The sequence below is a fragment of the Amycolatopsis sp. NPDC005961 genome, from assembly GCF_040629235.1.
GTDB classification, from domain to species: Bacteria; Actinomycetota; Actinomycetes; order Mycobacteriales; family Pseudonocardiaceae; genus Amycolatopsis; species Amycolatopsis camponoti.
On record NZ_JBEXVF010000043.1, the window covers coordinates 49830 to 65422 of the forward strand.

General features: G+C 71.5%; 16 protein-coding genes. 8 read left to right on the plus strand and 8 right to left on the minus strand.

Going from position 1 to position 15593, the window contains the following annotated elements:
- Positions 1-76: 76 nt before the first annotated feature.
- Positions 77-487 (plus strand): hypothetical protein, encoded by a 411-nt coding sequence (locus ABZ342_RS31475; protein WP_360480606.1) that lies wholly within the window; start codon positions 77-79, stop codon positions 485-487.
- Here the strand turns inward: ABZ342_RS31475 and ABZ342_RS31480 are convergent.
- The 3 genes from ABZ342_RS31480 to ABZ342_RS31490 are packed head-to-tail and all read right to left on the minus strand — an operon-like array spanning position 445 to position 3098.
- Positions 445-1125, minus strand: coding sequence for a response regulator transcription factor (locus ABZ342_RS31480; protein ID WP_155548943.1), 681 nt, complete (start codon positions 1123-1125; stop codon positions 445-447). The genes ABZ342_RS31475 and ABZ342_RS31480 overlap by 43 nt on opposite strands.
- A 7-nt stretch (positions 1126-1132) precedes the next feature.
- Positions 1133-2422 (minus strand): ATP-binding protein, encoded by a 1290-nt coding sequence (locus tag ABZ342_RS31485; protein WP_230863085.1) that lies wholly within the window; start codon positions 2420-2422, stop codon positions 1133-1135.
- A gap of 52 nt (positions 2423-2474) precedes the next feature.
- Complete coding sequence (locus ABZ342_RS31490; RefSeq protein ID WP_360480610.1) at positions 2475-3098, minus strand: restriction endonuclease; 624 nt, start codon at positions 3096-3098, stop codon at positions 2475-2477.
- Positions 3099-3241: 143 nt separating this feature from the next.
- On the opposite strand from ABZ342_RS31490, the gene ABZ342_RS31495 reads away from it, so the two are divergent.
- Together ABZ342_RS31495 and ABZ342_RS31500 are read left to right on the plus strand one after the other, a co-directional pair.
- The gene (locus ABZ342_RS31495) at positions 3242-4525 is read left to right on the plus strand and encodes a PspC domain-containing protein (RefSeq protein ID WP_360480613.1); all 1284 of its coding nucleotides are present in this window, start codon (positions 3242-3244) and stop codon (positions 4523-4525) included.
- Positions 4518-4760 (plus strand): hypothetical protein, encoded by a 243-nt coding sequence (locus tag ABZ342_RS31500; RefSeq protein WP_155548940.1) that lies wholly within the window; start codon positions 4518-4520, stop codon positions 4758-4760. Before ABZ342_RS31495 ends, ABZ342_RS31500 begins: the two co-directional genes overlap by 8 nt.
- A gap of 57 nt (positions 4761-4817) precedes the next feature.
- Here the strand turns inward: ABZ342_RS31500 and guaA are convergent, their stop codons facing one another.
- A complete protein-coding gene (gene guaA / locus ABZ342_RS31505; protein ID WP_155548939.1) occupies positions 4818-6374 on the minus strand; it encodes a glutamine-hydrolyzing GMP synthase in 1557 nt (518 codons plus the stop codon).
- 108 nt (positions 6375-6482) lie between these two features.
- Here guaA and ABZ342_RS31510 point away from each other — a divergent pair, with 108 nt between their 5' ends.
- On the plus strand, positions 6483-7034 hold the full coding sequence (locus tag ABZ342_RS31510) for a DinB family protein (protein ID WP_360480617.1): 552 nt from the start codon (positions 6483-6485) through the stop codon (positions 7032-7034).
- A gap of 113 nt (positions 7035-7147) precedes the next feature.
- Positions 7148-7606 (plus strand): hypothetical protein, encoded by a 459-nt coding sequence (locus ABZ342_RS31515; protein ID WP_155548937.1) that lies wholly within the window; start codon positions 7148-7150, stop codon positions 7604-7606.
- Positions 7607-7656: 50 nt separating this feature from the next.
- Here ABZ342_RS31515 and ABZ342_RS31520 read toward each other — a convergent pair whose 3' ends face one another.
- A complete protein-coding gene (locus ABZ342_RS31520) occupies positions 7657-8250 on the minus strand; it encodes a rhomboid family intramembrane serine protease (RefSeq protein WP_360480621.1) in 594 nt (197 codons plus the stop codon).
- A 74-nt stretch (positions 8251-8324) separates the two neighbouring features.
- On the opposite strand from ABZ342_RS31520, the gene ABZ342_RS31525 reads away from it, so the two are divergent.
- Together ABZ342_RS31525 and ABZ342_RS31530 are read left to right on the plus strand one after the other, a co-directional pair.
- Positions 8325-9359, plus strand: coding sequence for a zinc-dependent alcohol dehydrogenase family protein (locus tag ABZ342_RS31525; protein WP_360480624.1), 1035 nt, complete (start codon positions 8325-8327; stop codon positions 9357-9359).
- 155 nt (positions 9360-9514) lie between these two features.
- Entirely contained in the window at positions 9515-10960 is a 1446-nt protein-coding gene (locus ABZ342_RS31530) for an aldehyde dehydrogenase family protein (RefSeq protein ID WP_360480627.1), read from the plus strand.
- Here ABZ342_RS31530 and ABZ342_RS31535 read toward each other — a convergent pair.
- The 3 genes from ABZ342_RS31535 to ABZ342_RS31545 all read right to left on the minus strand — a co-directional run bounded on the left by ABZ342_RS31535 (position 10957) and on the right by ABZ342_RS31545 (position 15223).
- Positions 10957-12429 (minus strand): FAD-binding oxidoreductase, encoded by a 1473-nt coding sequence (locus ABZ342_RS31535; RefSeq protein ID WP_360480629.1) that lies wholly within the window; start codon positions 12427-12429, stop codon positions 10957-10959. The two genes, ABZ342_RS31530 and ABZ342_RS31535, sit on opposite strands and share 4 nt — an antisense overlap.
- Positions 12430-12600: 171 nt before the next feature.
- A complete protein-coding gene (locus ABZ342_RS31540; protein ID WP_360480632.1) occupies positions 12601-13314 on the minus strand; it encodes a maleylpyruvate isomerase N-terminal domain-containing protein in 714 nt (237 codons plus the stop codon).
- A 199-nt stretch (positions 13315-13513) separates the two neighbouring features.
- Positions 13514-15223 carry a GMC family oxidoreductase gene (locus ABZ342_RS31545; RefSeq protein ID WP_360480635.1) on the minus strand — a complete coding sequence of 570 codons (1710 nt, stop codon included), beginning with the start codon at positions 15221-15223 and terminating at the stop codon, positions 13514-13516.
- Positions 15224-15386: 163 nt separating this feature from the next.
- Between ABZ342_RS31545 and ABZ342_RS31550 the strand changes: the two genes are divergently transcribed.
- Positions 15387-15584, plus strand: a complete 198-nt coding sequence (locus ABZ342_RS31550; protein ID WP_360480638.1) for a DUF397 domain-containing protein — start codon at positions 15387-15389, stop codon at positions 15582-15584.
- The last annotated feature ends 9 nt before the right edge of the window (positions 15585-15593 follow it).

Sequence of the window (15593 nt, forward strand, 5' to 3'; positions counted from 1 at the left end):
GATCCGACATTCCGCCCGACCAAACGAGCACGGAATCGCGGAGGATCCCGTTTCGCTTGTCTTCCGCATCAAAGTGGTGAACCTGAGCCGTCGCGCCGCGGTCGACCTCCGCGTCGAGGCACACCTCGTCACCCCTATGGGCGCCAGAGGCGGAACCGTCAACCGGCGGACGACTCTCAAGTGCGGCAACCCCCCGCTCGTGCTGCCTCGCCGCGACAGATCAAGCAAGGAGCATGACAACGCCTATCGTCTGCGCATCAACTCGAACATCCGCGAGTTGCTGTCCACCCATCCCAGTTCCTTCGTCAGGCTGCAGATCTTCGCCCGTCATGAAGTGAGCGGCATGGGTAAGATGTTCGAGCGGCGCTATCACCACCCGAGCTCCGAAATGGTCGTCGGCAGCTTCGTGCACGGTCAAGACATGACGCTGGTTCCCGAGGAACCTCAGACGAGGCGGCGGTCGGAGGCCCAGCGGGAGAGCTCGTAGCGGTTCGAGAGCTGGGTCTTCCGCAGGACGCTCGACACGTGCGTCTCGACGGTCTTGACCGAGATGAACAGCTCAGACGCGATTTCCTTGTACGCGTACCCGCGGGCCAGCAGCCTCAGGACGTCGCGCTCGCGGGGGGTCAGCAGGTCCAGCTCGGGGTCGTTGATCGGGGCGGAGCCCGGGCGGTCGGCGAACGCGTCCAGCACGAACCCCGCCAGCCGCGGGGAGAACACCGCGTCACCGTCCGAGACGCGGACCACCGCGCGGACCAGCTCCTTCGACGAGATCGTCTTCGTCACGTACCCGCGCGCACCCGCGCGGATGACCGCGATGACGTCCTCGGCCGCGTCGGAGACCGACAGCGCCAGGAACACCACGTCCGGCAGCTCCGGGCGGACGCGGCGCAGCACTTCGGCGCCGCCGCCGTCGGGCATGTGGACGTCGAGGAGGACCACCTGGGGCTTCGTCCGGGCGATGCCGGCGACCGCCTCGGCCACCGAGCCGGCCTCGCCGACCACCCGGACCTCGTCGGTGATCGAGTCGAGCTCGGTGCGGACACCCGCGCGGAACAGCGCGTGGTCGTCGACGAGGAACACCTTCACCGGTTCGCGCTGGGTGTCAGTCACGAGTTCGAGCATAGCCGCCTCACGCTGCTCCCTTACCCGCTTTCACCGGCATGGCGAGCTGCACTTCGGTGCCCTCCCCCGGCGCGGTGCGCACCTTGCACGTGCCGCCGTGGCGGGTCATCCGGCCGCGGATCGAGTCGGCGAGGCCGTGGCGGTCGTCCGGGACGAGGTCGGGGTCGAAGCCCTTGCCACGGTCGCGGACGAACACGGTCACCGACGTCGGCTCGACCTCGGCGAAGACGCTGACCTCCTCGACGCCGGCGTGCTTCGCGGCGTTGACGATCGCTTCGCGCGCGGCCTGGACCAGCGCCACCAGCGAGTCGTCCAGCTCGGCGTCGCCGACGACGACCTGGCCGACGGAGATCGCGAACGTGTCCTCGACCTCGCCGCACGCCGTCGCGAGGGCTTCGGACAGCTGGCCGCTCGCCTCTTCGGCGGTCTCGACGGGCTTGCCGTAGCCGTTCGGGCCGTAGAGCCAGCCGCGCAGCTCGCGTTCCTGGCTGCGGGCCAGGCGGGCGACCTCGCGCGGCTGCTCGCTCTGCTTCTGGATCAGCGCGAGCGTCTGCAGGACGGAGTCGTGCAGGTGCGCGGCGATCTCGGCGCGTTCGTCGGTGCGGATGCGGGCCTTGCGCTCGTCGGAAAGGTCGCGGACCAGCCGCAGCCAGAACGGGATGGTCAGGACGGCGACGCCGATGAGCGTCGCGACGACGGCGATCAGGGCGAACTGGACCTGGTCGAACGTGCCGCTGCGCAGCACGACGACGGTGATGCCGGTGATGACCAGCGCGACGCCGGCGACGATCCGGATCGCGGCCGACCAGCCGCCCCCGCCGAGGAAGGCGCCCGCGAAGCCGTCCTTCGCGCCGACCCGCCAGCGGCGGCGCTGCGACTCGTCGGCCTCGCGCCAGACGACGGCGAGACCGATCATGGCGACGGCGAGCGGCACGGCGACCCAGCCGCTGATGAACCCGGTGAGCGTCCCGCTGGCGACGGCGAGACCGACCCCGAGCGCGATCAGGCCGAACGCCTGCTGCCGCTCCTTCGAGGTGGGCGCCTTCGCGGTTTCTTCGGTCTGCTGCTGGACGAAGACCCACAGGAGCCCGTAGGCGAGCAGGCCCGCGCCGTTCAGGGCGGCGAGCAGCGCGAAAGCCGTCCGCACCCACAGGACGGGCACCCCGAGGTGATCGGCGAGCCCCCCGGCGACACCGGCGATGGCCCGGCCGGACCGGCGCCGGAACATCTTGGGCTTGTCCGGGACGGCCACCTGGTCGGGGGCTACGTGGTCGAGGGCTTCCTGCACGTGGTCCATGGTCACACGGAGCCGTGCGGGGGTGCATCGGGGAAAATCCCCGAACGCCCGATCAGTGCCAGGGTGCCGGACCGGTCCGGCTCGCCCAGGCCGCGAGACCGTGCAGGTCGACCAGGCGGATCCCGTGGTGGGCGGCGTACTGCTGGGCTTGTTTCGTGAACGTCGAGGTGGTGACCACCGCTGCGACGCGGGCGCCGTGCACGGTGTAGCAAGTACCGCCGAACCGCTGCAGGTCCGGCCCGGTGACCTTATTGGTCCCGCTGAAGCGCTTCGCCTGGAGCACGATCTTGCGCCCGTCGGGTGCGTAGGCGACCACGTCCGCGCCCAGGTCACCGGCGCGGCCCGTGACCTGGGCGTGCGAGCAGCCGTCACGGGCGCACAGGAACGCGAGGGCGTGTTCGAACTCGTGCGGTCCCATCGCGTGGTAGCGCGCGATCTCCTGTGAGCGGGCGACGCCGAGCTGCCACGCTTCCCGGGTTTCCCGCGCCCGCCGCTGCTGCCACAGCACAAGCAGGTAGATCGTCACGCCGAGCACGGCGGCGCCGCCGACGAGCGAGGTGACCGGGTGTGCGGCGACGAAGCCCAGGACCGAGATCAGCACGAAGCCGACCGCGGCGATCCCCAGCGCGGGGAGGACGCACCCTTCCGCACCCGCCGTCCTCTTCCCTCGCGCCACCGCACGCTCCTTCGCCACGTCACGCTCGGAACCAAGGTCGTGGCCGGAAGTCGCTTGTTACACCCGCCCCCGGGACCCCCTCCGGGAAACCTCAGGGACCATCCCGGATGTCCGCCGACCACGGATCGCGCATGCTCTTCGGTATGAGTGGTGCGAGTGAGACACGGGCACCGAAGCCGAGTCCGTTGAACGGCTTCGAGGAGACCGTGAAGGACTTCTGGGTGAGCCGGCCGAGGCGGCCGCACGTGGGGCGGAAGGTGGCCGGCGTCGCCGCCGCCATCGGGTACCGGTACGGGATCGATCCCGTCGTCGTGCGGATCGCGCTCGTGGTCGCGACGATCTTCGGTGGCTTCGGCGTCCCCTTCTACCTGCTGGGGTGGCTGTTCCTGCCGGGCGAGAGCGACGAGGTCTCCGGCTTCGAAAGCCTGATCGGCCGCGGCCGGTCGTCGGTTTCGCCGGCCTTCGCCGTCGTGCTCAGCGTGCTGACCGTCGTCAGCGTCGGGGGCAGCTTCAGCGGCTCCTGGTTCGACGGCGGCGCCCTCATCAGCTTCGCCCTCATCTCCATCGCGCTCTACCTGCTGCACCGCAACCGCGGCCAGGAGAACCGGCCCGCGCCGGTCGTTTCGCGGACACAGGCCTTCACCGGGAACGGAGCCTTCACCATGACCGACACCGCGACCGCGCCCGCGGAGGCGAAGCCGGGGTGGGACCCGCTCGCCGCCGACCCGGCCGGCTGGGACCTGCCTGACCCGCCGTCGACGCAGCCGCCGCCCGCGCCGCCGATGCACCACCGCGACCGCCGGCCCGAACGGCGCCGCAACTCCAAGGTGGGCTCGGCCACGTTCGCGCTCGCCGTGCTGACCGCCGGCGGTGGCGTGCTCGCCAACCTCAACGGTGCCACGTGGTTCTCCGCGCAGCACATCGTCGGCCTCGTGCTCGGCGTGGTCGGGATCGGACTGGTCACCGGCGCGTTCGCCCGCGGCGGGCGGGGCCTGATCGGGCTCGCCGTGCCGCTCGCGATCGCCGGGATGGTCCTGACGACCGTGCCGTTCGAGAACTTCGACTTCCGCGGCGGTGCGGGCGACCTGCACGAGACTCCGCACTCGGTGACCGACCTGAAGCCGCTCTACCAGCACGCCGCGGGCGACATCGACCTCGACCTGACCGCGTTGCCGGCCGGCTCGCCGATCACCACCAACGTGATCAACGGCGCGGGCGACACGACGGTCACCGTGCCGGACACCGCGGACGTCACCTACGACTGCCACACCGGCGCCGGCAACACGCAGTGCTTCGGCCACGAGGCCGACGGCATCAGCCAGGACGCGCTGACCGGCGTCGACTACGGCACGGACGGCCCCGGCGGCCAGCAGATCACCCTGCACGTCAAGAACAGCGTGGGCAACGTGGAGGTGCGCCGTGGCTGACCAGAACCCCTACGCCTACGACAACCCGCAAGAGGCCCCGCCCGCGAAACGCGGTGGCGTGGACGTCTTCACCCTGATCGTCGGGGTCGCGACGCTGCTGATCTCCGCCTACGTCCTCTCGGACGGCGCGAGCTGGCTGCCGCAGTTCGACTTCCGCTGGGTGATCGCCGGCGGCGCGGTGTTCGTGGGGCTCATGCTCCTCGGCGCGTCGTTCGGCAGCAAGCGCCGCCGATGACCGAAGACACTCGAGGCCCTGGATCCCACGCCGGGGCCTCGAGTCCTGTCCGGCCCCTTACTCCCACTCGATGGTGCCCGGCGGCTTGGACGTCACGTCCAGCACCACCCGGTTGACCTCCGCCACCTCGTTGGTGATGCGCGTGGAGATCCGCTCGAGGACGTCGTAGGGCAGGCGCGTCCAGTCCGCGGTCATGGCGTCTTCGGACGACACCGGCCGCAGCACCACCGGGTGGCCGTAGGTCCGGCCGTCGCCCTGGACGCCGACGCTGCGGACGTCGGCGAGCAGCACCACCGGGCACTGCCAGATGCTGCGGTCCAGCCCGGCCGCCGTCAGCTCCTCGCGCGCGATCAGGTCGGCCGCACGCAGGGTTTCCAGGCGCTCGGCGTCGACCGCGCCGATGATGCGGATGCCCAGGCCGGGGCCGGGGAACGGCTGGCGCTGGACGATCGTCTCGGGCAGGCCCAGCTCCAGGCCGACGCGGCGGACCTCGTCCTTGAACAGCAGCCGCAGCGGCTCGACGAGCTCGAACTCCAGGTCGTCCGGCAGGCCGCCGACGTTGTGGTGGCTCTTGATGTTGGCCGTGCCCTCGCCACCGCCCGACTCGACGACGTCCGGGTACAACGTGCCCTGGACCAGGAACTTGTAGTCGCCCACGGCCTTGAGGTCGCGCTCGGCCTGCTCGAAGACACGGATGAACTCACGCCCGATGATCTTGCGCTTCTGCTCCGGGTCGGTGACGCCGGCGAGCGCGTCGAGGAAGCGTTCCCGTGCGTCGATCGTGACGAGATTGACCCCGGTGGCGGAGACGAAGTCCTGCTCGACCTGGGTGCGCTCGCCCGCCCGCAGCAGGCCGTGGTCGACGAACACGCAGGTCAGCCGGTCGCCGATGGCGCGCTGCACCAAAGCGGCGGCCACCGCGGAGTCGACCCCGCCGGAGAGTCCGCAGATCGCGCGGCCGTCGCCGATCTGCTCGCTGATCCGCTGGACCTGCTCTTCGACGATCGACGACGTCGTCCACTGCGGCTCGATCCCGGCGATGTCGCGCAGGAACCGGCGCAGCACCTCCTGGCCGTGCGGCGAGTGCGCGACCTCCGGGTGGTACTGGACGCCGGCGAAGCGGCGCTCGACGTCTTCGAAGCCGGCGACCTCGGCGCCGTCGGAGGAGGCCGTGACGACCGAGCCCTCCGGGGCCTTGGTGACGCTGTCGTTGTGGCTCATCCACGCGGGCTGGTGCGCGGGCAGGCCGGCGTGCAGGACACCGCCGTCACCCGTCACGCGGACCTCGGTGCGGCCGAACTCGCGGACGCCGGTCGGCTCGACGACGCCGCCGAGCGCGCTGGCCAGCAGCTGGTGGCCGTAGCAGATGCCGAACATCGGGACGCCGGCTTCGGTGAGCTTCGGGTCCATGCCCGGGGCGCCTTCGGCGTACACGCTCGAAGGTCCGCCGGAAAGGATGATGGCCGCGGGGTTCTTCGCGAGGATCTCTTCGGTGGACGCGCTGTGCGGCACGACCTCCGAGTAGATCTGTGCCTCGCGGACGCGCCGGGCGATCAGCTGCGCGTACTGCGCCCCGAAGTCCACAACGAGAACCGGACCGGTGGGGTTGGGCACCTGAGGACCTCCTGGCAGCGGCGGGATTCCCCACCATCGTCCCAGGTGGGCTGGGTCACCCCGGATTCAGGGCCGTCCCTGTCCTCGATCGGGCCTACGGTGCCCGTCATGGCTGTGAACTGGACGAAGGAACTGACCGACCAGCTCGACTTCCACTGGAACGTCCTGGTGCGCCCGAAGCTCGAAGGGCTCACCGACGACGAGTACTTCTGGGAGCCGGCGGCGGGCTGCTGGACCGTGCGCCCGCGCAAGTCCGACGACGAGCCCGGCACGGGCCCGTTCACCATCGACTTCGCGTTCCCGGAGCCGACGCCGCCGCCGGTCACGACGATCGCGTGGCGGCTCGGGCACATCCTCGTCGGCGTGCTCGGCGCGCGGATCGGGTCGCACTTCGGCGGCGCGCCGATCGGCTACGACAGCTACCCCTACCCGGGGACGGCCGCCGAAGCGCTGTCGGAGCTCGACAAGCTCTACGCGCAGTGGATCGAAGGCGTCCGGGGCCTCGACGAGGAAGCCCTGGCCCGGCCGTGCGGCCCGGCGGAGGGCCCGTACGCCGAATACCCGATGGCGACGCTGGTGCTGCACATCCACCGCGAGATGATCCACCACTGCGCAGAGATCCTGCTGCTGCGCGACCTCCACCGGAGCCAGGCCTGGTAACGCTGTGGCCGGGTCGGTAATCATCAGCACTGTAACGCCGAGTCACCGTGGGCCCGATTCACGGGTATCGAGGGCGGCCCCGGCCGGGGCCCGCCGCCTAGGGGGACCCGCGCATGCTCTACCGACTCCGCCCGCCGGACCGCCTGACGTGGTGTGACGTACCCGGGTACGCGGTCTGCCGCGCCGACGACCAGCCGCCGCCCGACTGGGAGGAGCTGTCGTGGGTGCCCGCCGAAGCGCGCGCGTTCAGCAACGACCTCCTGCGGATCGCCGTCCGGTACGGCGTGCGCTCGGGCGGTGGGATCGTCCTCGACGCCCGGCACACCGAGGACCTGGGCCGGGCCGACGAGCTGCGGTGCGACCGGATCGCCGCCGCCCACGCCCGGGCGGAGCTGCGCAGCGGTGCGAGCGGGCAGCCGGTGGGCGTGCTCGGGTCGGAAGACCACGAGTGGGACCGCACCGAGGAGGCGGCTCGCAAGGCCGAAGCGGATCTCGCCGAGCTCCTCGCGGTGCCCGTGCGGATCGACCTCGTCGCGCACTGGCAGCGGCTCGGCGGGCGCTACCCGGACTGAGAAAACGGACGGACCGGAGCCACCCCACCGGGACTCCGGGCCGTCCGCGGTCACCGCCCCGGGCGCGGCAGGAGCAGGAAGCCGAGCGCCATCCCCAGCAGGCAGGGCAGGCCGTGGTTGTCGTGGACGATCGTGTCGACGACGGCCAGCACCGGCACGGCGAACGCCATGACGCGGAACTGCACCGGCAGCAGCACGCCGTAGCGGCGCGACGCCACCATGACCACCGCCGTCAGGCCGCCGATGAGGCCGACGACGCACATCGAGTTGCCCGCGCCGACCGGGTTCAGCCAGACGTAGCTCATGAACTGGCCGAACAGGCCGCAGCCGAAGTACAGCAAGAGCCAGCGAGCACGGCCGAACACCCGCTCGGCGAGCGTGCCGAACACCGCCAGCCAAAGCAGGTTCGAGACCAGGCCGAACGCCCAGGCGTCCTGGAAGAACATCCCCGTGACCAGGCGGTACCACTCGCCGTCGTCGATCCTCGCCGCGTCGCGGACGACCGCGTCGTACAGCGGCCGGTGCGCCAGCTGCGCGATCCCGCACGCCAGCGTCACCAGGAAGACCGCGGCGGTGAGGTACGGGCGGCGGGCACCCAGCGTGAGTCGCCCGAACGGGCTGCGGGATGCGGCGCGGGTGGTCATGGACGAAAATCTAGGCGCGACAACGCCGCCGTACCCCCGACGTTTGTCACGAACCTCCACGGGAAGGCACTGGCATGCGAGCGACAGTCATCTACGGCGCCGGCGACGTCCGGGTCGAGACCGTTCCCGACCCGAAGCTGGCCGAGCCCACCGACGTCGTCCTGCGGGTCGTGCGGTCCTGCATCTGCGGGAGCGACCTCTGGCCGTACGCCGACATGGAGCCGCGCGAGCACGGCCGCCGGATCGGGCACGAGTTCCTCGGGATCGTCGAGGAGACCGGCGCCGACGTCACCACGCTCAAGAAGGGCGACCTCGCCGTCGCGCCGTTCGTGTGGTCCGACAACACTTGCGAGTTCTGCCGCGAAGGCCTGCAGACGTCGTGCCTGCACGGCGGCGGCTGGGGCGCGAAGGGCGTCGACGGCGGCCAGGGCGAGGCCGTGCGCGTCCCGCAGGCCGACGGCACGCTGGTCAAGCTCCCGCCCACCGAGGACGACGACCTGCTCGCGTCCCTGCTCACGCTGTCGGACGTCTTTTCCACCGGCCACCACGCCGCGGTGAAGGCGCGTGTGAGCGAGGGCCAGAACGTCACCGTGATCGGCGACGGCGCCGTCGGCCTCTGCGCCGTCCTCGCGGCGAAGCGCCTCGGCGCCGACCGCGTCATCCTGATGGGCCGCCACCAGGACCGCACCGACCTCGGGCGCGAGTTCGGCGCGACCGACGTCGTCGCCGAACGCGGCGAGGAGGGCGTCGAGAAGGTGCGCGAGCTGACGAACGGCCGGGGCACGCACGCCGTCCTCGAGTGCGTCGGCACGAAGGGCGCCTTCGAGATGGGCATCGGGGTGGTGCGCGCGGGCGGCGCGGTCAGCCGGGTCGGCCTGCCGCAGTACGAAGAAGGCCCGATCGGCGTGGGCGTGTTCCGCCGCAACGTCACCGTCACCGGCGGGGTCGCGCCCGCGCGGCACTACATCCCGGAGCTGCTGCCGGACGTCCTCGACGGCAAGTACCAGCCCGGTCGCGTCTTCGACCGGACCATCGACATCGAGGGCGTCCCGGACGGCTACCGCGCCATGGCGAACCGCGAGGCGCTGAAGGTGCTCATCAAGCCGTGACCCGTCCGGGTGGGGGTCCCCGACGGGACACCCACCCCGCATTGCCGATCCGGCCAAAGCAGGCCGCGCCCGAGCAGCACGTAATCGCTGCTCGGAGAGCCGTCGGCCGTGGCTGCGGTCGGATTGGCAATGAACGGCACAGTACGTTGGTACGTATGGACATGATCACCCCCGAGCCGCGTCCCGCCTGGATCGCCGGCCGCCCGGAGGCGGGCGCCACCACCCTCGTCGTGCACCACCCGTACGACGGCAGCGAGGTCGCGACGGTCGCCGTGCCCGGGCCGGAGCAGGTCGAACGCGCGGTCGCCGCCGCAGTGTCGGTCGCTCGCGAGCTCCGCGCCACCCCGGCGCACGTGCGCGCGGGCGCGCTCGACCACGTGTCCCGGGTGCTCGCCGCCCGTGCCGAAGAAATAGCCGAAGTGATCACGGCCGAGAACGGCAAGCCGCTCAAGTGGGCCGAAGCCGAGGTCAACCGCGCGGTGTCGGTGTTCCGCATCGCCGCCGAGGAGGCCCGCCGGTTCACCGGCGACGTCCAGCGCCTCGACACCGACCCGGCGGGTGAGGCGCGGCTGGCGCTGACCCGCCGCGTGCCGCGCGGGCCGGTGCTCGGCATCGCACCGTTCAACTTCCCGCTCAACCTGGTGGCGCACAAGGTCGCGCCGTCGCTGGCGGTCGGTGCGCCGATCATCGTCAAGCCGGCCCCGCGGACGCCGCTGTCGTCGCTGATCCTCGGCGAGATCCTGGCCGAGACGGACCTGCCCGAGGGGTCGTTTTCCGTGCTGCCGCTGGGAAACGACGAGACGAAGGCGCTCGTCGCCGACCCGCGGCTGCCCGTCGTGTCGTTCACCGGCTCGGGTCCGGTCGGCTGGTCGCTCAAGGACGCCGCGCCGCGCAAGCACGTCGTGCTGGAGCTGGGCGGCAACGCGGCGGCCGTCGTGCTGCGCGACTGGCCCGACCCCGAAGGCGCCGCGCACCGCATCGCCACCTTCGGCAACTACCAGGCCGGACAGTCCTGCATCGCCGTGCAGCGGGTGATCGTGGACGCCGCCGTCGCGGACGAGTTCGTGCCCGCGCTGCTGGAAGCCGTCGAGTCGCAGCGCACGGGCGACCCGTACGACCGCAACACCGACGTCGGCCCGGTCGTCGACGATGCCGCCGCCGAGCGGATCGTCGCGTGGGTCGCCGAGGCCGTCGACGCGGGCGCGAAGCTGCTCACCGGCGGCACCCGCGACGGCGCGACCGTGGCCCCGACCTTGCTCACCGACGTCCCGGCGGACACCAAGGCCTGGGCCGAAGAGATCTTCGGGCCCGTGCTCGCGGTGTCCGTTGTGGACGGTGTGGACGAGGCCTTCCGCTCGGTCAACGAATCCGCGTACGGCCTGCAGGCCGGCGTCTTCACCACCGACGTCCAGCTGGCGTTCCACGCGTCGGCGGAGCTGGAGGTCGGCGGCGTGATCATCGGCGACGTCCCGTCCTACCGCGCCGACCAGATGCCCTACGGCGGCGTCAAGGGCTCCGGCGTCGGCCGCGAAGGCGTGCTGGCCGCGATGCACGACCTGACCGAGGAGCGCGTCACCGTCTTCACCGGCATCGACCTCTAGACGACGAGGCCCTGCCCGAACCGGAAGACGTTTTGGGGGTCGTACTTCCTCGCGACGTCCTGCAAGCGCTTCGCGTTGTCGCCGTAGTAGGCGGCCTTCCAGTCGGGCAGGGCCGGGTCGATGTAGTTGACGTACCCGCCGCCCGCGCCGGCCGCCGCGAGGCCCGCGACGACCTCGCCGACCGACTGCGCCACCTTCGCCTGGGTCTTCACCGTCGCGGGCGCGTAGATCTGCACGCTGGCCAGCGCGTCGCGGTGCCAGAACGCCGTCGCGTCCTTCGCCGGCTCGCCGACCTTGCCGCCGAGGCCGTCGATGAGCAGGTCCATGCCCGCCCGGCCGTCGGCGAGCGCGACGACCTTCGCCGGGTCGACCGGGTTCGTGATGATCCGCGACGATGCGACGAACGACTGCCGGGCCGAGCTGCCCGAGAAGTAGTTCATGGCGCCGAGGTAGTCCAGGCTCTTCACGGTGCGCTGCGTCGGCCGCGCGCCGGCGTTGGTCGTGAGGTTGTTCAGCAGCGTGTTCAGCCCGGACGGCGGACCGACGTAGCAGCCGCCGACGCGGCACTGCACCGGAGAGCCGCCGGAGAACACGATGTTGGCCCACAGCTCCGGCGGCATCGCGGCGATCCACTGCTGCCACGCGCCGAGCACGCCGGCCGCGGAACCGGACGGGAAGCGCAGCGAGAACACCGTCAGGTTCGGCGCGGGGTCGGTTTCGAAGGTGAACTGGGTGACGATGCCGAAGTTGCCGCCGCCCCCGCCGCGCAGCGCCCAGAACAGGTCCGGCTCGGAGCTCGCGGACGCCGTCACCACCTTGCCGTCGGCCGTGACGACCTGCGCCGAGCTCAGGTGGTCGCAGGTCAGGCCGTACTTGCGGGAGAGCACGCCGATGCCGCCGCCGAGGGTCAGCCCGGCGATCCCGACCGTCGGGCAGGAGCCGGCGGGCAGCGCGCGCCCGGCCCGCGCCAGCCCGGCGTACACGTCCTTCAGCTTCGCGCCCGCGCCGATGACGGCCTGGGTGCCCTGGATGTCCACTTTGTTCATCCGGGACAAGTCGATGACGAGCCCGCTCTGGGGAACCGAGTAGCCGGCGTAGGAGTGGCCGCCGCTGCGCGCGGCGAGCGTCACGCGCCCGGCGGCGGCCTGGACGCAGGCCTGCACGTCCTCGGCGCTCGACGCCGACGCGATGGCGACCGGGTTGTTGCCGTCGAAGAGGGGGTTGAAGGCGCGCTTGGCGGTGTCGTAGCCGTCGCCACCCGGGCGCACGACGCCGCCGGCCAGCTTGCCGCGCAGGTCGTCCCAGTTCGGCGGACCGGTGGGCAGCCGGGTGGTGGGCGGCCCGGACGTCTCGGGCGGCGGCGCGCCCGTCGAAGCGGCGGGGTCCGAAGGGGTGCCCGGCCCGCACGCGGCGGCGACGGCACCGGCCGCCGACACGCCCGCGACCCGGAGGAACGCCCTTCTGTCCATGTGGTCGAAGACGTGCGGCCGTCCGCCGGGTTGCCCGGTCACCGGGCCGGCCTGCTCACGCTGTCCACATCGGACTCCTCGCTGCCGGGGACGCCCAGTTTAGGGCCGGACCCGGGGTTTCGCGCCCCTGATCGGTACACGGAGGACGGTCGCGGTCAGTTCACGGCCGCTTCACGACCAGGCGGGGATCCGCGGCACGTCGCCGTCGAGGCTCTCGCCGTCGGAACGCCCGCTCAGCCAGGCCAGGAGCTGCCCGCTCGTGCCGGTGACGGTCGCACCGGGGGCGGCGCCCATCGTCCATTCGCCCGTGCCCTCGGCGACCAGGCGCAGCGCGGGGAGGTGCGCGCTCCGGGAGTTGATCGCGTGCTGGACGACCTCACCGGCGAGCGGGCCGAGGAGGTCCAGGACGCGGTCGAGGTCGTAGCCGCGATCGAGGTCGGCGAGGTGGATGGTCAGCTCGGACACCCGCATCCGCGCGACGACGGTCCCGCTGACGGGGTCGCCCTGCCGGTTGCGGGCCTCCCGCGCCCAGGCGTCGTCCGGCAGGCCGGCGGCGTACTCCTCGAAGCGCGCGGCGGACGCGACGAAGTCGGCGAGGATATCGGCGGCCCCGCGCCGGGCACCGGCCTCGATGTCGGCTTCGCGGGCTTCGGGGCTGGCGTACATCGGCGTCTCGACACCGGTGTTCGCCCAGGTCAGGAGGTTCTTGAGGCCATCGGCGTTGCGCGCGACGTGCGCCAGGACGTGCGCGCGCGACCACCCGGGCAACGCGCTGGGGGCGCGCAGCTCGGGCTCGCCGAGGCCACCGATGGCCCGCGCCCATTCGTCGTCGAGTTTCCGTACCGCGTCGAGCAGGGCGTGCGCCTTTTCGGATGCCGTCGTCACGGCCCCGAGTCTAGGACCGCCGGAGCGCCGCCGAGGGCGTCCGATCCCGCGTACCCGGCCGGACGACACGCGTACCTCAAGGGACGACACGCGTGCCCAGCCGGACGACACGCCGCGGCCGGGGACGCGGGTGCCGTGTCGTCCGTGCAGGCACGCGTGTCGTCCGTGCAGGCACGCGTGTCGTCCGTCGCGGGACGGGCTAGGACCGCCGCAGGGCTGCCGGGGCGTCGGCGGGAACGGCCGGGTTCTTCGGCGCCACCGGCTCCAACCGGACGTACGACGCGTCCTGCGCCGGCCGCTGGTCCGCCTCGCCCTTGTTCGGCCAGAACGAGAACGCCCGCTCGGCCTGGGCCGCGATCGTCAGGGACGGGTTCACGCCCAGGTTGGCCGTGATCGCCGCGCCGTCGACGACCGACAGGCCCGGGTAGCCGAACACCCGGTGGTACGGGTCGATCACGCCTTCCTCGGCGGACGCGCCGATCGGGACGCCGCCGATGAAGTGCGCGGTCAGCGGGATGTCGAAGATCTCGCCCCACGTGCCGCCCGCGATGCCGCCGATGCGGTCCGCCGTGCGCTCGTTGGCCTCGTGACCGGCCGGGATGAAGCTCGGGTTCGGCTCGCCGTGGCCCTGCTTCGACGTGTACTTGCGCCGGCCGAACAGGCCGCGCTTCGTGTACGTCGTGATCGAGTTGTCGAGGCTCTGCATCACCAGCAGGATCACCGTGCGCTCGCTCCAGCGGTAGCCGTTGAGCAGCTTCGCCGCCTGCACCGGGTGCTTGACCATGAACGTGACGGCCTGCCGCCAGCGCGGCACCGGCGACGCGCCGTCGGTGGCGATCGTCTGCAGCAAGCTCATCGCGTTGCTGCCCTTGCCGTACCGGACCGGCTCGATGTGGGTGTTCTCGTCCGGGTGGATCGACGACGTGATCGCGACCCCGCGGCTGAAGTTGCGGCTCTCGTCGACCTCGGTGCGGGCCGCGCCGATGATCGCCTCGGAGTTCGTCCGGGTCAGCTCGCCGAGGCGCCGCGACAGCTTGGGCAGCGTGCCGGTGTCCTTCAGCTGGTGCAGCAGGTTCTGCGTGCCCCAGGTGCCGGCGGCGAAGACGACCTTCTCGGCGGTGATCGTGGTCCGGAAGCGCTTCGACGTCGTCCCGGTCTTCTTCAGGTCGACTTCGTAACCGCCGCCGGCCGGCCGCACCGACGTCACCGTCGTCAGCGGGATGACCTTCGCGCCGTCCTGCTCAGCGAGGTAGAGGTAGTTCTTGACCAGCGTGTTCTTCGCGCCGACGCGGCAGCCGGTCATGCAGGCCCCGCATTCGGTGCAGCCGGTGCGCTCGGGCCCGGCTCCCCCGAAGTACGGGTCCTGGGCACGCGCGCCGGGCTTGCCGAAGTAGACGCCGACGGGGGTCGGGTGGAACGAATCGGCGACGCCCATGTCCTTCGCGACGTCGCGCATCACGACGTCGGACGGGGTGATAGTCGGGTTCGTGACGACGCCGAGCATGCGACTCGCCTGGTCGTAGTGCGGCGCGAGCTCGGACTCCCAGTCGGTGATGTGCGACCACTGCTTGTCCGCGTAGAACGGCTTGAGCGGCCGGTAGAGCGTGTTCGCGTAGACGAGCGAGCCACCGCCGACGCCCGCGCCGGCCAGCACCATGACGTCGTTGAGCATGTGGATGCGCTGGATCCCGTAGCAGCCGACCTGCGGCGCCCACAGGTAGCGCCGGAGGTCCCACGACGTCTTCGCGAACTCGTCGTCGGCGAACCTGCGCCCGGCTTCGACGACCGCTACCCGGTAGCCCTTCTCGGTGAGCCGCAGCGCCGCGACGCTGCCGCCGAACCCCGACCCCACGACGACGACGTCGTAGTCGAGGGCACCCGCACTGGTGGTGGTGTTACTGGCAGTCACACCTTGAGCGTAACCCCGGGTTCCCGTCCTGACCAGAGGTAAGTTACTGGCGAGTCACCCGTTTTGGCGCATCCATCGAGACCTTTGTGGGTAATTATCAAAGTGCTCGATGTCCACGTAGGCGAGACCCGTCGGCGGGACACGATTTCCGGGAGGGACCGACATGGGCCCCCAGCAGCTCACCGGTTGGCGCAAGTCGAGCCACAGCCACTTCGAGGAGAACGCGTGCGTCGAGATCGGCGCCGGTCCCGGTGTGGTCGGCGTGCGGGACACCAAGCAAGCAGCTTTGGCCAGCCGCCCGGTGCTCGTCTACTCCGAGAGCGCCTTCGCCGCGTTCCTCGCGCACCTCACCAGGCAATAGTGTGCTCTG

Excerpts from the sequence above, each read along its gene's own strand:
- ABZ342_RS31510 (WP_360480617.1), top strand. The coding sequence starts at position 6,483 with ATGGCTGTGAACTGGACGAAGGAACTGACCGACCAGCTCGACTTCCAC.
- ABZ342_RS31525 (WP_360480624.1), top strand. The coding sequence starts at position 8,325 with ATGCGAGCGACAGTCATCTACGGCGCCGGCGACGTCCGGGTCGAGACC.
- ABZ342_RS31535 (WP_360480629.1), bottom strand. The coding sequence starts at position 12,429 with ATGGACAGAAGGGCGTTCCTCCGGGTCGCGGGCGTGTCGGCGGCCGGT.
- ABZ342_RS31480 (WP_155548943.1), bottom strand. The coding sequence starts at position 1,125 with ATGCTCGAACTCGTGACTGACACCCAGCGCGAACCGGTGAAGGTGTTC.
- ABZ342_RS31550 (WP_360480638.1), top strand. The coding sequence starts at position 15,387 with ATGGGCCCCCAGCAGCTCACCGGTTGGCGCAAGTCGAGCCACAGCCAC.
- ABZ342_RS31485 (WP_230863085.1), bottom strand. The coding sequence starts at position 2,422 with ATGGACCACGTGCAGGAAGCCCTCGACCACGTAGCCCCCGACCAGGTG.
- ABZ342_RS31515 (WP_155548937.1), top strand. The coding sequence starts at position 7,148 with ATGCTCTACCGACTCCGCCCGCCGGACCGCCTGACGTGGTGTGACGTA.
- ABZ342_RS31520 (WP_360480621.1), bottom strand. The coding sequence starts at position 8,250 with ATGACCACCCGCGCCGCATCCCGCAGCCCGTTCGGGCGACTCACGCTG.
- ABZ342_RS31530 (WP_360480627.1), top strand. The coding sequence starts at position 9,515 with ATGGACATGATCACCCCCGAGCCGCGTCCCGCCTGGATCGCCGGCCGC.
- ABZ342_RS31495 (WP_360480613.1), top strand. The coding sequence starts at position 3,242 with ATGAGTGGTGCGAGTGAGACACGGGCACCGAAGCCGAGTCCGTTGAAC.